General features: G+C 62.7%; 12 protein-coding genes. 6 read left to right on the top strand and 6 right to left on the bottom strand.

The genetic code is table 11. The features are described 5' to 3' along the window. The first annotated feature begins 4 nt into the window (after positions 1-4). Positions 5-592, top strand: a complete 588-nt coding sequence (locus N2599_RS07070; protein WP_027511910.1) for a hypothetical protein — start codon at positions 5-7, stop codon at positions 590-592. 212 nt (positions 593-804) lie between these two features. Beyond that, complete coding sequence (locus tag N2599_RS07065; protein ID WP_027511911.1) at positions 805-1,278, top strand: VOC family protein; 474 nt, start codon at positions 805-807, stop codon at positions 1,276-1,278. A 169-nt stretch (positions 1,279-1,447) separates the two neighbouring features. On the opposite strand, the gene N2599_RS07060 is transcribed toward N2599_RS07065, so the two are convergent. The 6 genes from N2599_RS07060 to N2599_RS07035 all read right to left on the bottom strand — a co-directional run bounded on the left by N2599_RS07060 (position 1,448) and on the right by N2599_RS07035 (position 8,211). Continuing rightward, positions 1,448-2,620 carry a DUF1501 domain-containing protein gene (locus tag N2599_RS07060; RefSeq protein ID WP_027511912.1) on the bottom strand — a complete coding sequence of 391 codons (1,173 nt, stop codon included), beginning with the start codon at positions 2,618-2,620 and terminating at the stop codon, positions 1,448-1,450. Between the two features lie 9 nt (positions 2,621-2,629). Beyond that, the gene (locus tag N2599_RS07055; protein ID WP_027511913.1) at positions 2,630-4,153 is read right to left on the bottom strand and encodes a DUF1800 domain-containing protein; all 1,524 of its coding nucleotides are present in this window, start codon (positions 4,151-4,153) and stop codon (positions 2,630-2,632) included. 130 nt (positions 4,154-4,283) lie between these two features. Then, positions 4,284-4,637, bottom strand: a complete 354-nt coding sequence (locus tag N2599_RS07050; protein WP_027511914.1) for a DMT family protein — start codon at positions 4,635-4,637, stop codon at positions 4,284-4,286. 153 nt (positions 4,638-4,790) lie between these two features. After that, positions 4,791-5,174, bottom strand: a complete 384-nt coding sequence (locus N2599_RS07045; protein ID WP_027511915.1) for a YciI family protein — start codon at positions 5,172-5,174, stop codon at positions 4,791-4,793. A gap of 474 nt (positions 5,175-5,648) precedes the next feature. After that, positions 5,649-6,815, bottom strand: a complete 1,167-nt coding sequence (locus N2599_RS07040; protein ID WP_027511916.1) for a GGDEF domain-containing protein — start codon at positions 6,813-6,815, stop codon at positions 5,649-5,651. 145 nt (positions 6,816-6,960) lie between these two features. Next, complete coding sequence (locus N2599_RS07035) at positions 6,961-8,211, bottom strand: MFS transporter (RefSeq protein WP_027511917.1); 1,251 nt, start codon at positions 8,209-8,211, stop codon at positions 6,961-6,963. A 385-nt stretch (positions 8,212-8,596) separates the two neighbouring features. On the opposite strand from N2599_RS07035, the gene N2599_RS07030 reads away from it, so the two are divergent. The 4 genes from N2599_RS07030 to N2599_RS07015 all read left to right on the top strand — a co-directional run bounded on the left by N2599_RS07030 (position 8,597) and on the right by N2599_RS07015 (position 13,349). After that, positions 8,597-9,418 carry a helix-turn-helix domain-containing protein gene (locus N2599_RS07030; protein ID WP_244914964.1) on the top strand — a complete coding sequence of 274 codons (822 nt, stop codon included), beginning with the start codon at positions 8,597-8,599 and terminating at the stop codon, positions 9,416-9,418. Between the two features lie 137 nt (positions 9,419-9,555). Next, complete coding sequence (locus tag N2599_RS07025; protein ID WP_027511920.1) at positions 9,556-10,164, top strand: 2Fe-2S iron-sulfur cluster-binding protein; 609 nt, start codon at positions 9,556-9,558, stop codon at positions 10,162-10,164. A gap of 3 nt (positions 10,165-10,167) precedes the next feature. Next, positions 10,168-11,145: an FAD binding domain-containing protein gene (locus N2599_RS07020; RefSeq protein ID WP_027511921.1), complete on the top strand. Its 978-nt coding sequence runs from the start codon at positions 10,168-10,170 to the stop codon at positions 11,143-11,145. Continuing rightward, positions 11,142-13,349: a xanthine dehydrogenase family protein molybdopterin-binding subunit gene (locus N2599_RS07015; RefSeq protein WP_027511922.1), complete on the top strand. Its 2,208-nt coding sequence runs from the start codon at positions 11,142-11,144 to the stop codon at positions 13,347-13,349. Before N2599_RS07020 ends, N2599_RS07015 begins: the two co-directional genes overlap by 4 nt. Positions 13,350-13,351 lie beyond the last annotated feature (2 nt).

Here is a 13,351-nt window from a genome sequence, read left to right as displayed (position 1 = left end):
CACCATGCAGGCGGCGACGACACCGGAGGTCTTCGTCTATATCCGCGCCGTGATGGCGATGATCATCGGCCTCAGCCTCACCCGCCTGCTCACGGGCCTCGCCGGCATCGTCCAGTCGCCCAAGAAGCACCGCGTCTACCACGTCCACCTAGGCTGGGTCGCGTCGATGTTCCTCTTCATCATCCATTTCTGGTGGTGGGAATATCGCCTCGGCTCGCTGGTCGCCGTCACCTTCGGCGTCTACCTCTTCCTCATCAGCTTCTGCTGCCTGTTCTATTTCCTCTGCGTCCTGCTCTTCCCGACCTCGATCGAGGAATACGGTGACTACGAGGACTATTTCATCTCCCGCCGCGCATGGTTCTTCGGCATGCTGGCGCTCGCCTATGCCGTGGACCTCGGCGATACCTGGCTGAAGGGTGAGGCCTATGTCCAGGCGCTCGGCTGGGAATATGTTGTCCGCAACCTCGCCTTCATCGTCCTCTGCCTGATCGCCGCCTGGACGCGGAACCGCCGCTTCCATATCGCCTTCGTTGGCCTCGGCCTAATCTATCAGATCAGTTGGATCTTCCGGCTTTATGACGTGCTCGGGTGAGGTGTGCTTACGGCGCTTCGTCACACCCGTAGATGAGAAGACTTCACTTTTGTGGCAGCGACTGGTTCCGTCCATCCTCGTTCCTGTGCCTGTTCCCCCAAAGCCGACATTTCGATCATTTAGGGGCGTGAAACGGCTTATCTGGACTGGAGAACGACGGTGTGCCTCTTATGTCAGGGGGAAATGGAAACGAAGAGCGAAAGGACCACGCAATGGCAAAGAACACGATCTGCCTATGGTACGACAAAGACGCCGAGGCTGCTGCCCGCTTCTACGCCGAGACTTTTCCCGACAGCACAGTGGGTGCCGTCATTCGTGCACCTGGAAACTATCCATCTGGTCAGCAGGGCGACGTGTTGGTTGTTGAATTCACTGTTGCGGGTATTCCTTGTATCGGCCTGAACGGCGGTCCGGCGTTCAAACACAACGAAGCCTTCTCATTTCAGATCGCAACTGACGATCAGGAAGAAACCGACCGTTACTGGAACGCCATTGTCGGCAACGGCGGTCAGGAAAGTGACTGTGGCTGGTGCAAGGACAAGTGGGGTGTCTCCTGGCAGATCACACCGCGCGTACTGACCGAAGCGCTCGCCGCAGGCGGCGATCAGGCAAAGCGTGCCTTCGATGCGATGATGACCATGAGGAAGATCGACGTCGGCGTGATCGAAGCGGCGCGGCGCGGCTGAGGTACCATCGCGTCGGGCGGATTTTTTGCCAGAATGTCCGCCCTCGGCGCTGGCGCCTTCGAAGATCCTTCGAGATCCTTCAAACGGTTGCCTGGAGGGCGATGAAGACGGCGAGCGTGGATGGGCGGCATGATGTTCGAGGCGCGGCTTCGCCTTCGCCCGACCTTCATCACGCCTTCAAAAACTGCGAGTCCTTGTCGAAGCTCAGCCCCGGGAAAATCTTCCCCGCCAGGTCCGTGGCCGTTACGTCGAACTGGCGGTAGAGCATCGCCGCGGCGATCTCGCGCACGTCGGCCGTCGGCATTAGGTCGCGGTCGTCGAGCAGCTTGCCGTCGCCGAGCCCCGGCCATTTGCCGAGAATGCGTCCGCCATTGATCGCCCCTCCCGCCAGCACCGCGCAGCCGCCCGTGCCATGGTCGGTGCCGCCGGAGCCGTTCTGACGCACGGTGCGGCCGAATTCCGTCATAGCCAGCACGACGGTCTTCGGCCAGACCTCCGGACCAAGCGTCGCCTTCAGCACATTGATCGCCTGCGCCAGATCCTGCGCCGGCCGCTTGAACTGCCCGGCTTGGCCCACATGCGTATCCCAGCCGGTAATCGAGAAGCTCGCGATCCGGTAGTCGCCCTTCAGCATGTTGCCGGCGAGCGTCGCAACGTCGGCGATCTTCTCGCCGCGCTTGCCGTCCGGCTCGGCGATCATTGCCGCATTGTTGGCGCGCGTCGCCTCTTCCATCGCCTTGGCGAAAGCCGGATCGCCGGCATAAAGCCGCATCAGGAACTGCATCTCGTCCTTCGCTATCCCGAGATTGGAATCTGAGGCCCAGACGTCGACATTGTTCGGGCCGGAAAGGATCAGCTCCGTCGAGGTATTCACGTCGATCGCCTTGCGGGCATCCGAGCGCGGGATCACCGAAAGCACCCGGTTCAGCCAGCCTGTCTTCTCCTCGGCCACATGCTCGCCGCCCGATTCTAACATGTCCTGCCCGTCGAAATGGCTGCGCTGGTCGCGGTAGGGCGTCGAGACCGCATGCACGAAGGCAAGCTCCCTGCTCTTCCAGAGCGGCATCAGGTCGGCGGCAGCCGGATTGAGCCCGAAATACCCGTCGAGGTCGAGAAGGCCGTTGTCCGGCGTCAGCGCCAGCGTCGGCCTGAACATCGCAAAGCCCGCGTCGCCATAGGGCTGCACGAGGTCGAGGCCGTCCATCGCACCGCGCAGCACGATGGTCACGAAGCGGTTGTCGCCGGGCATGGCGGCGAAGGTAACCGGTGTGAAGATCGGAGCAGCAGCAAGGCAACAAGCGGAAGCAAGAAAGCCGCGGCGGGAAAGCGTAATCCTAGTCATGACCAGCTCCTATCGGCGGTTGAATTCGGGGGAAGCGAGAACCAGCGTCAGGCCGCTGATCTTGTTCGGCGCCTGCGAAACCACGCGGATCGTCTCGTCGCGCGCCGCATCGCCGAGCGTCGATTTCAAAAATTCGCGCGGATCCTCGTCCTTGCCGAACTGGGCGGAAGCGCGCCGCGCCCAGGCAAGCCGCTCGGCAAGCTGGCTCGCCGTGATCCAGGCGGAGAAATTCTCCTCAAAACCTGCCGGGCTTGGCGGCAGCCAGGTCGGCTGACCCATGCGGCGAAGAGCACCCTGCCCTAGCGCACGCGCGGTCTGGAAAGCCTTGCGCCGCTTGGACTTGGCTTCGTTGGCAGGATCGGGCGCCATCGCACCCGCATCGCCGCCCATGGCATTGTCCTCACCCACCATGTCCTTCGGCGGCGCCATCCCATCATCGTCGTCATCCAGGTTGGCTTTCATGAAATCGGCCGCGGCGCCATTGCCGCCGCCGGCGTTCAGTGCCCTCAAGCCCGTCACGATATAGTCGAACGGCTGGCGTGCCTTGGCGCCCTCGTCGCGCCATGCTGCCGGATGGTCGAGCATCGCGCCATAAACGGCCATCAGGTCGCCGTCTGTCTTTTTCCAGATATCCGCCATCACCATCACCATCTCCTCCGGCGGCTGGTTGGAAACGAAATGGACGGCCAGCTTGCGGCTGATGTGCTCAGCCGTCTTCGGATGGACAGCGAGATCGTCGAGCAGCGCCAGATAGTCCTTCCAGGCCCGCCGCGCGCCGCCATAGCTGACGCCGAGAACCGTATGCCTGCCGGGCTCGGAAATGCCGGGACGGAAAACCGCGTCCATCTCCTCGCGATCGATCGTCAGCCCGGTCAGCACCATCGCCGCGGCGCGCACGTCGGCTTGCGTGTAGCCGCTACCGGCGCCCAGCGTATGCAGTTCCAGAAGTTCGCGGCCGAGATTCTCGTTCAGCCCCTTCTTCTGCTTCATGCCGCGGGCTGATTCCGGCCCCTGCGATTGCGCCTGATCGAGATAGATGAGCATCGCCGGATGCTCCGTCGCGGCGCGCAGCAGGTCGGCGAACGACCCGCCGATATTCGGCCGGATCGCCTCCGCCTCGTAAAGCGGCACGATCATCCGCATCGGCAGGCTTTTGTTCGCGCTCGTCGAGAAATGATTGGTCCAGAAGGTGGCAAGCCGCTCGTGGAATCCGTTCGGCGAAAGCACCGCCTGCATCAGCCGCGCATTGGCGTCGCGCTGGAACCCTTGCTGCACCTGCTTCTGGATCGCCTTGCGCCTCTCCCGGCGCGTTTCATCGCCGCCGCTGCTCTGGCGGAGTTCCCGGAGTTGGTCCTGCAGAATGGCAATCTGCCGATGGCGTCCATCAATGCCGCCGGCAGGAAAGGACGGCGTGCTTCGCGCAGCGTCCTTCACCTGACCAAGTAGCTGGTCCTTGCTCTGCGGCGGCGCCTCGCCCGGCCGGAATCCATAGCCGAACCGGATCGCCGCCATCGTCTGGAAAGAGAGGCTCATGGCCGATCACCTCCTGATCACTGAATGGTGACAGCCTCCCAGCCAAATGCGTCGGCAATTCGGCAATTTCCCGAGATGGACTATTTGTAATCCATTGGAAAGATTTTGTAATCTGTTGGAAAGGATGCGTTCATGCGCGGAAGATGAACGAGGCGCCGACCGCGATCAGGGCAAAACCAATCGCGTGGTTCCAGGTCAGGTTCTCGCCGAGCCAGAAGATCGAGAAGCCAGAGAAGACCATCAGCGTGATCACCTCCTGCATCGTCTTCAACTGCGCCGTCGTATAGACCGCCGAGCCGATACGGTTCGCCGGCACCGCCAGACAGTATTCGAAGAAGGCAATGCCCCAGCTCGCGACAATGGCAAGGGCGATCGCACTGCCCTTGTGCTTCAGATGCCCGTACCAGGCGAAGGTCATGAAGATATTGGAGGCGAAAAGCATGCCGACCGGCCAGATGGCGGCGGGGCTGAGGGAAAAATACATGGGCGAATCCGATGAAGAAAACTGGTGCCAGCTTGTATCGGTAAACCTGCCGAGCTCAAGGGCTTACGGGGACATGCCGCAGCTAATCCCCACCGAAAACTTCGGCATTGTTTCGGCATTATAGTGCAGATGCCACCAGTGGCAGCGCGTGGCCTAGCCCTCATCCCGGGATGTCAGCGGCGCACCAGGGAGATAAAGCGAAATCGGCCGGATTTCATAGACTGCGGACGGGTTGGCGCGGCGCAGGTCGCGCGCTGCTGCGACGGCCGTCTCAAGCGTTGGATAATCCACGACGTAGAAGCCGAGCAGTTGCTCCTTGGTTTCAGCAAAGGGGCCGTCGGTGATCATGCCGGCACCCGCCCCCCGCAAGGTCACGGCGCGCCCCGTTGGGCCAAGCCGCGCGGCCGGTCCCAAATGTTTCTCCTGGACAAGGCGATCGTTGACCTGGAGTAGTTCGGTCATCAGCGCCGCATCCTCCTCCTTGGTCCAGGATTCGACTACTCCCTCTTCGTGATAGGCCAGGATGGCGTAAAGCATGGATTGTTCCTCCTCGTGCGCCCTTCAGTTTCCGCCACTCGAACTTCATCGCGCACAACCCCGGAGTCCAGGGAATTCGACCGAAGTCATAACCTACTAAACGCGGTTGATTGCACAGGTTTGATACCTGGCGTGCAAGTTCGCCCCATCGTCAGATACCGCAAGACTCTGGCCGATCGCAAGTCGGTCCAATTATACACCATCAGGTTGCGAGCGATTTATTTCAAATCACCTTGAGATATGGATTCCTATGTCTGCTTGAGGGGGGCGGCTTCGTTCGACGACCCGGCTTAGCGCAGGGGTTCAGACGGCGTCGGTTTCGTGATCGGCTGGACCGGCCCACCTGACGCTGCTTGGAGGCAACCAGTCGCACACCGTCAAGCAACATTCGAGAGGCTCGGCCAGGATGCGAACGGCAGGAAGACCGCCGAATTCGTCGCCCATCTGATACCGGTTATCGTGTGATGCGGGTCGTCAGCTGCCTGTGGCCACGTGGAGTGCGGGCACTTCCTCGTGCGGCTCGCCTTCCAGCATCACTCTGTTGCGGCCTGCCGCCTTCGCCGCGTAAAGCGCGGCATCCGCCCGGCCGATCACCCCGTGAAGCGATTGATTGCCGACCGCCGCTGCGGCGACACCGAAGCTCGCGGTAACCTTGCCGGTCTCCGCCGTACCGTTGGCCGAGGAAAAGGCCTGCCTGAGCGCGTTGGCAAACGTGCCTGCCTCGGCAAGGCCGGCACCGGGAAGGAAAGCGACGAACTCCTCGCCACCGAAACGTGCGGCGAAGGCGCCTTTTGGCACGCGCTCCAGCAACAGCTGCGCCAGCCCGATGATCACGGTATCGCCTGCCGCATGCCCGAACACGTCGTTGATACGCTTGAAGTGGTCGATATCGCAGACGACGACGGCCCCCGAGGCGCCCTTCAATCCTGTCACCACCCGCTCGAAGCCGCGGCGGTTCAAGAGGCCGGTCAGCGGATCCCGATCCGCGACGTCGCGGTAAGCAGCAATCGTATCGACGGTCACCGCCCCCAGTGCAGAAAGCGCGAAGAACAGCGCCAAAACGGATGCGCCGGCCTGCATGAAGAACGCGTAATCCGACGCCAGGAAACCATCCGCGCCGCCGTATGACGGCAGGGCGAAAATCAGGATCGCGTTGCGGGCGATGATCTCCATCACCACGAGACCCGAAACCGCAAGCAGCAGTGCGTCGGCGCGGTGCTTCACATGGCGCGCCGTTTTGAACAGGGTAAAACTCAGCAGCGACGCACAGGCAAAATCGTTCAGCAGCAGTTCCGCCGAAACGCTCTGCGCAACAAGAACTGGGTAAAGGGTCGCAGCATAGATGATCGAGGCGAAGGCGATCCGCAATGCTGCAAAGGAAGGCCGGCTGAAGCGGCAAAGAAGCGCGCCGCCGTAGAAATAAAATGCGGCGAGGAACAGCGCATCGGCAATCAGCGAAGCCATCTGGGCCGGAACCGCAACAGGCGCCAGCGGCATGGAAAACGCAGCAGCGGCAAAGATATAGCCCGCACCCCAATGCCTCGCTTCGCGCGATCCGAACCGGGCAACGATCAGGAACGTGCAGCCGAAGGTCAGCATCATGACCGGCAGCAGAAAAGCGAAATTGTCGGTGGAAGCCATCAAACCCTCGCGGCGGGACGCAGTACATAACCTCCGCACGGGAAACATTAGCGTTCGGCAGTTAAGAAAAGCCTAGGCAAGATCGCTCGGCCGAATAGGAATGAAACAGACGGCCAAGCACGGTGGTGGCCAGCGCCTCTTGCCCTCAGCTTCGTAAAGCGCCCGGCGGCGCTTCGGCCTCCTCCGTGCCGAAACGCACGTCCTTCTTCTCGTAGCCGAACCCGGAAAGGAGCGCGACGGCCACCGTTACCAGGGTGGCGGTGATCAGCAGCGCCGTCGCATAGTCGCCGTTCCAGTGTGCAGCAAGCCCCGCCTGCATCGTCGCGTTGCCGGAAGCGAGCAGGTTGCCGAGCTGATAGGCGAAGCCCGGGAAGGTGCCGCGCACCTCGTCGGGCGACAGCTCGTTAAGGTGCACCGGCACAATGCCCCAGGCACCCTGAACGAAGAGCTGCATCAGGAAGGCGCCGATTGCGAGCAGCACCGGTCCCGGCGCATGGACCCAGAGCGGCGCGACGGGCACGGCAAGCAGCGCGGCGATGACGATCGCCCGCTTCCGTCCGATCCGCTGCGACAGCGCCCCGAAGAACAGCCCGCCGCAGATCGCGCCGATATTGTAGACGATGGCGATCGCGCCGGTCGTATAGCTGTCGTAGTTTCGTTGCATTTCCAGGAAGGTCGGATAGATGTCCTGCGTGCCATGGCTGAGGAAGTTAAACGCCGTCATCAAGAGCACCGACCAGACGAACAGCGGAATGTTCTCCCTGAGCACGGTGAGGAACGGCCGCCGTCCCTCCGCCTGCCGCTTCAGGAAGACCGGGCTTTCCTCGACATTGCGGCGGATATAGAGCACCAGCAGCGCCGGAGCCGCGCCGACGAAGAACATGCCGCGCCAGCCGATCACCGGGAAGAGCAGGAAGAAGACGATCGAGGCGATGAAATAGCCGGAGGGATAACCCGCCTGCAGGATGCCGGAGACGATACCACGGGAATTCTCCGGCACGGTCTCCATGACCAGTGAGGCGCCGACGCCCCATTCGCCGCCCATGGCGATGCCGTAGAGCGCGCGGAGCACCAGGAACATGGTTAGCCCCGTCGAGAAGCCGGTCAGGAATTCGAACAGCGAATAGAGCAGCACGTCCGCCATCAGCGTCACGCGCCGCCCGAACCTGTCGGCCGCCAACCCGAAGACGAGCGCGCCCACCGCCCGCATCGCAAGCGTGAGGAATATCGCTACCGAAACGGCCGGGACGTCGGTGTGGAATTCCTCGGCGATGTATTTAAGAACAAAAACGAGAATGAAGAAATCGAAGGCGTCGAGCGTCCAGCCGAGATAGCTGGCTATAACGGTATTGCGCTGCTGCGGCGTGAGCGCGCGCAGGCTTTCCAATGCGGACATCATGCTTCCTCCGTCCGAAAGCGGCGGCGAGGCGGGCAATGTCCGGATGCCGTCGAAGAAAGGTGGCCCGGAACCGGGGCTGCCGGATGACAGCTGCGAACAACGACAGCACCGCTGCCCTTGTTCCACGTCTGCGACAGTTTGACCGTCCAAAGGGCCGGCTCCAGCGAGGTGCCGCCCCGGGATGCCCCTGCTTCGAAGGCAAGGGAGCGCAAGATAAGCCGAATTGGGTATGCGGCCGACATTCTCAATCGGCGCGGGAAATGCTACGCATTCCAGGAGATAGGGCTCCTGCGGATCGACAAGAGATATCGCCATGGGTGGGAGTGCGCTGGCAAACACGACCGTTCATATTCGCCGTTTGCAGCGAGGCCGAGCGCCACCTGTGATTCCAGAGGTATTTTCCGGCGACACCCGGCTCGTCGGCCGATGGTGGAACGCACCGTTCGAATACAATCTTCCGCCCTTGAAGGATCATGTTCTCTCTGCGAAATATGCCGGGGAAGGCATGGCTTCGGTCAAGATGGGCCAACAGACGATTTCCGCTCCCGCAATGGCGGGGACGATAACATTCGCGCCTAGAGGGCATGATGGCTTGTGGCGAGCGGATGGCGCCGTCGAGGTCTCCAACATCTTTCTGGGCCATAGCCGCCTCCTGGCATGCGCCGATCAGGTGGGTACTGGCCGCGAGCCCGAGCTGCTCGACCGCGTGAATTTCAACGATCCCAAACTGTTCGCGATCATGAACCTGATCAACGACGAGATCAGTTCGCAAGACGCGATGTCTCAGCTGTTCATCGAGCAGCTCCTCGATCTTGTGTGCCTCCAGCTCATCAGATCACATTCAGCGGTTCCGGCGCCGATCTCGCCTCCGCCGCGGCGCGGTCTGTCGGGCTGGCAGCTCAAGCGCGTCACCAGCTACATGCGTGAAAATCTCGCGGCGGATGTCAGGCTTCAGGAGCTGGCGGATCTCGCCAATTTGAGCCGCTTCCATTTCTGCACGGCCTTCCGCATGGCGACCGGATATACGCCGCATGAATGGCTGACCCGCCAGCGGATTGCCTATGCCAAGACACTCCTGAAAGAGCAAACGCTGCGCATCACGGACATCGCACTCGTCGTCGGATACGAGACGCCGTCCTCCTTCTCCGCGAACTTTCGCAAAGTGGCGGGCATCACGCCGAGCGAGTTCCGCCGCCGGCTCTAACGGCCCGAGGCCGTTTCGGCACGATTGCGGCGTCGATCGCCGCAATATTCGAACAATTCCGAAAGATCGCGACAGCAACTTCGCGGCATCGGTCCTATCCTTCGCGCGCTCAACTGCGTTGAAGAGGATGTTCCTTCATGACAGAGAACCCGTCGGAATTGCATCCGCCATTCCCCGTCCTGTCGCGCCGGGAAGCGCTTCAGGTCACGGCCGGCGCCGTCGCGCTGGCCGCATTGCCGCTTCAGCCCGTGACGGCAGCAAGCTCCCCAGCAGCCGCCATGAACGAGACGGCCTTGACGATAACGGTGAACGGCCGCGCTCATACGCTGAGGGTCGATCCGCGTCAGTCCATCCTCGATGTCCTGCGCGAGACGCTCGATCTCACCGGCACGAAGAAGGGCTGCAACCAGGGCGCCTGCGGCGCGTGCACCATTCTCGTCGACGGTAGACGTATCGTTTCCTGTCTGACCTTGGCATCCATGCACGACGGCGCCCGGATCGAAACGATCGAAGGCCTCGAGACGGATGGCGCGCTTCACCCCCTGCAGGAAGCATTCGTCGAGCACGAGGGCTTGCAATGTGGGTTCTGCACGCCCGGCCAGATCATGTCGGGCCTCGGGTGCATCGCCGAAGGGCACGCGGGTTCGCCGGAAGAGATTCCGTTCTGGATGAGCGGCAATATCTGTCGCTGCGGCGCCTATCCGGGCATCGTCGCGGCGGTCGCCGACATAGGCGGGAGGACCTGATCCATGCTTCCTTTCATCCTGGAAAAGCCACGCAGCACCGAAGACGCTATAGCGGCCGCCGCGGCGGGCGGGCGCTATATTGCCGGGGGCACCACGCTCGTCGACCTGATGCGCGAGGAGGTCGAGCGTCCCGAACGGCTCGTTGACATAAACGCGCTTCCCCTGGGTGGCATCCGTGTGGAGGGCGAGGATCTGGTCATCGGCGCGCTTGCGCGCATGGCCGACGTCGCCGCCGATCCGAATGTCCAGCGCCTGCAGCCGCTGATCGCGGAAAGCCTGATCGAGGGCGCCTCGCCGCAACTGCGGAACATGGCCTCGATGGGCGGCAACCTTCTACAGCGGGTTCGCTGTCCCTATTTCCGCATGCTCGATGTCGGCTGCAACAAGCGCATGCCGGGATCGGGCTGCGCGGCAATCGATGGGCTGAATGCCGGTCACGCCATCCTCGGCACGAGCGACCATTGCGTGGCAACGCATCCTTCCGATGTCGCCGTCGCTCTGGTCGCGCTCGACGCCACGATGCGTGTCCGGGGTCCGCAAGGCGAACGCAGTTTTCCGGTCGAGGAACTCTTCCGACTGCCGGGCGATACGCCGCAAATCGAACACACATTGCTGCCGGACGAGCTCATCATGGAGCTGCGCGTGCCAGGCAGGCCCCGCAGCAGCCGCGCCCGCTACCTGAAGGTCCGCGACCGCGCCTCCTATGAATTCGCGCTCGTCTCAGCGGCTGTTGACCTCTTAGTCGAGGATGACGTGATCCGCGAAATCCGTCTCGCGGTCGGCGGGGTCGGCACGCGTCCCTGGCGCCTCCGCGATTGCGAGGCCGCGCTGCTGGGGAAACGACCGGGCCGCCAGGCATTCGAGGACGCTGCGCAACTGGCCACGCAAGGCGCCCGGCCGCTGCACCACAATCACTTCAAGCTCGAACTCTTGCCGCGGACGATTGTCCTGGCACTCGAAATGGCGGGAGAAATCGTATGAGCGTGAACCTCATCGGAAAGCCCCTGACCCGTGTCGACGGCCGCGCCAAAGTCACAGGCGCGGCACGCTACGCCGCCGATTTCAACCAGCCGGACCAGCTCTACGCCGTGATCGTCAGCGCGACCATCGGTCTCGGCCGAGTGACCGGGATCGAAAGCGCGGAGGTCGAGAGGACGCCCGGCGTCGCCGCCGTGATAGCGTACAGCAACGCGCAACGCCTGCCATATCTGCCCCACAAGGCCGTCATTGATCCGGCAGTGGGCGAACGCCTCCACGTCCTGCAGGACGACACCGTGCGTTTTTACGGGCAGCCCGTTGCCGTCGTCGTTGCGGACACCCTCGATCATGCCGAGCGCGCTGCCGCCGCGCTCCGCATTTCCTATGAGGCCCGGCGGCCGCTCGTCGATCCAGCCGATCCGCGCACAGAAAGAATTGCTCCGGAGGCGGCCGACAGATCACGCGGCGATGCGGAAACCGCCATAGCGGATGCTTCCGTCACGATCGACGAAATCTATGAAATCGCCCGCGAAAACCATAATCCCATGGAGCCGCACGCGACAATCGCAGCGTGGAACGGCGAGCGGCTGACCCTTTGGAGCAAGAGCCAGTACTTGGTGAATGAGCAAGCCGAGATTGCCGCGGTCTTTGGCCTGCCCGTCCAGAATGTCGAGGTCGTCTGCCCGTTCATCGGCGGCGCCTTCGGAACGAGCCTCAGGACCTGGCCGCATGTCACACTCGCGGCACTTGCAGCGCGCCATGTCGGACGGCCCGTCAAGCTCGTGCTCACCCGCAAGCAGATGTTCTTCACCACCGGCCACCGGCCGCGCACGCTTCAGAGGATTGCGCTTGGAGCGACGCCCGACGGCAAGCTTCTCGGCGTGGTTCACGAAGGCGCGGGAGAAACAAGCCGCTACGAGCAATTCACGGAAGCCCTGACCACCGTCACGGACTATCTCTATTCCTGCCCCAACGTGCGCACCCAGTACCGGCTGGTGCAGCTCGACACGGGCACGCCAAACCATATGCGCGGTCCGGGCGAAGCAAGCGGCATCTTTGCCCTCGAAAGTGCAATGGACGAGTTGTCCTATAAGCTCGGGATCGATCCGATCGAGCTGAGACGCCGCAACGAGCCGCGGGTCGATGAAGCTGAAAACAAGCCGTTTTCCAGCCGCTCGCTGATGCAATGTTACGAACTCGGCGCCGACCGCTTCGGCTGGGCTCAAAGGACGCCCGAACCGCGCTCCATGCGCGACGGGCGTCTTCTGATCGGCATGGGAGCGGCCACAGCCACCTATCCGGCGTTTCACGCGCCTGCCAACGCCAGAGTTCGGCTGCTGACGGATGGCGTTGCCGAGGTGGAGGCGGCCGCCAGCGACATGGGTCCGGGCACCTATACGTCGATGACACAAGTGGCGGCGGAATTCCTTGGACTGCCGCTCGAGCAGGTCCGCTTCAGGCTCGGCAGGTCGGATTACCCGCAGACACCCTCGCATGGCGGCTCATGGACGATGGCGTCGGTGGGATCGGCAATTCGGGCCGCCTGTCTTGAGGTGCAGGCGCAGATCGCCCGCCGTGCGGTAGAGGATGCCGGCTCGCCTGCCTTCCGAGCGTCGGTGGACGATCTTGAGTGGAGCGGCGGGCTCCTTCACCGCCGCGGGGAGCCGTCATCGGGTTTGTCCTATCAGGATATCGTCGGCAGAACCGGTGTTCCGGTCGAAGCCAACGGATTTGCGCAGCGTGATCCGGAGGTGGCGGAACGATATTCGATGCATTCCTTCGGCGCGGTTTTCGCGGAAGTTGCCATCGACCCCGACGTCGGAACGATCGGGGTGCGCCGCATCGTCGGGGCTTATGGCATCGGGCGCGTCGTCAATCCGCTGCTTGCCAGAAGCCAATGCACGGGCGGCATGATCGGGGGCATCGGCATGGCGTTGATGGAGCGTACCGTCCTCGATCCGCGCGACGGCCGGCCGGTCAATGCCCACATGGCCGACTACCTCATGCCTGTGAATCTCGATATTCCGAAGCTGGACGCACTCTTCGTCGACGAGATCGATCCGCATGTGAACCCGCTCGGCGTGAAAGGCTTGGGCGAGATTGCCCTGGTGGGAACCGCTCCAGCGATCGCGAACGCGGTATTCCACGCAACGGGCAAGCGCGTACGGACCCTGCCGATCCAAATCGAGCATGTCCTGACTGCTTGAAC

This window comes from Rhizobium sullae (assembly GCF_025200715.1).
Classification (GTDB): domain Bacteria; phylum Pseudomonadota; class Alphaproteobacteria; order Rhizobiales; family Rhizobiaceae; genus Rhizobium; species Rhizobium sullae.
Note: the sequence above shows the minus strand (reverse complement) of the source record. Positions and strands in the feature narration are given on the sequence as shown.

Coding starts and splice junctions, on each gene's coding strand:
- N2599_RS07040 (WP_027511916.1), bottom strand. CDS start 6,815: ATGGCTTCCACCGACAATTTCGCTTTTCTGCTGCCGGTCATGATGCTG.
- N2599_RS07035 (WP_027511917.1), bottom strand. CDS start 8,211: ATGTCCGCATTGGAAAGCCTGCGCGCGCTCACGCCGCAGCAGCGCAAT.
- N2599_RS07025 (WP_027511920.1), top strand. CDS start 9,556: ATGACAGAGAACCCGTCGGAATTGCATCCGCCATTCCCCGTCCTGTCG.
- N2599_RS07070 (WP_027511910.1), top strand. CDS start 5: ATGCAGGCGGCGACGACACCGGAGGTCTTCGTCTATATCCGCGCCGTG.
- N2599_RS07060 (WP_027511912.1), bottom strand. CDS start 2,620: ATGACTAGGATTACGCTTTCCCGCCGCGGCTTTCTTGCTTCCGCTTGT.
- N2599_RS07045 (WP_027511915.1), bottom strand. CDS start 5,174: ATGCTTTACGCCATCCTGGCCTATCACGAAGAGGGAGTAGTCGAATCC.
- N2599_RS07055 (WP_027511913.1), bottom strand. CDS start 4,153: ATGAGCCTCTCTTTCCAGACGATGGCGGCGATCCGGTTCGGCTATGGA.
- N2599_RS07050 (WP_027511914.1), bottom strand. CDS start 4,637: ATGTATTTTTCCCTCAGCCCCGCCGCCATCTGGCCGGTCGGCATGCTT.
- N2599_RS07065 (WP_027511911.1), top strand. CDS start 805: ATGGCAAAGAACACGATCTGCCTATGGTACGACAAAGACGCCGAGGCT.
- N2599_RS07020 (WP_027511921.1), top strand. CDS start 10,168: ATGCTTCCTTTCATCCTGGAAAAGCCACGCAGCACCGAAGACGCTATA.
- N2599_RS07015 (WP_027511922.1), top strand. CDS start 11,142: ATGAGCGTGAACCTCATCGGAAAGCCCCTGACCCGTGTCGACGGCCGC.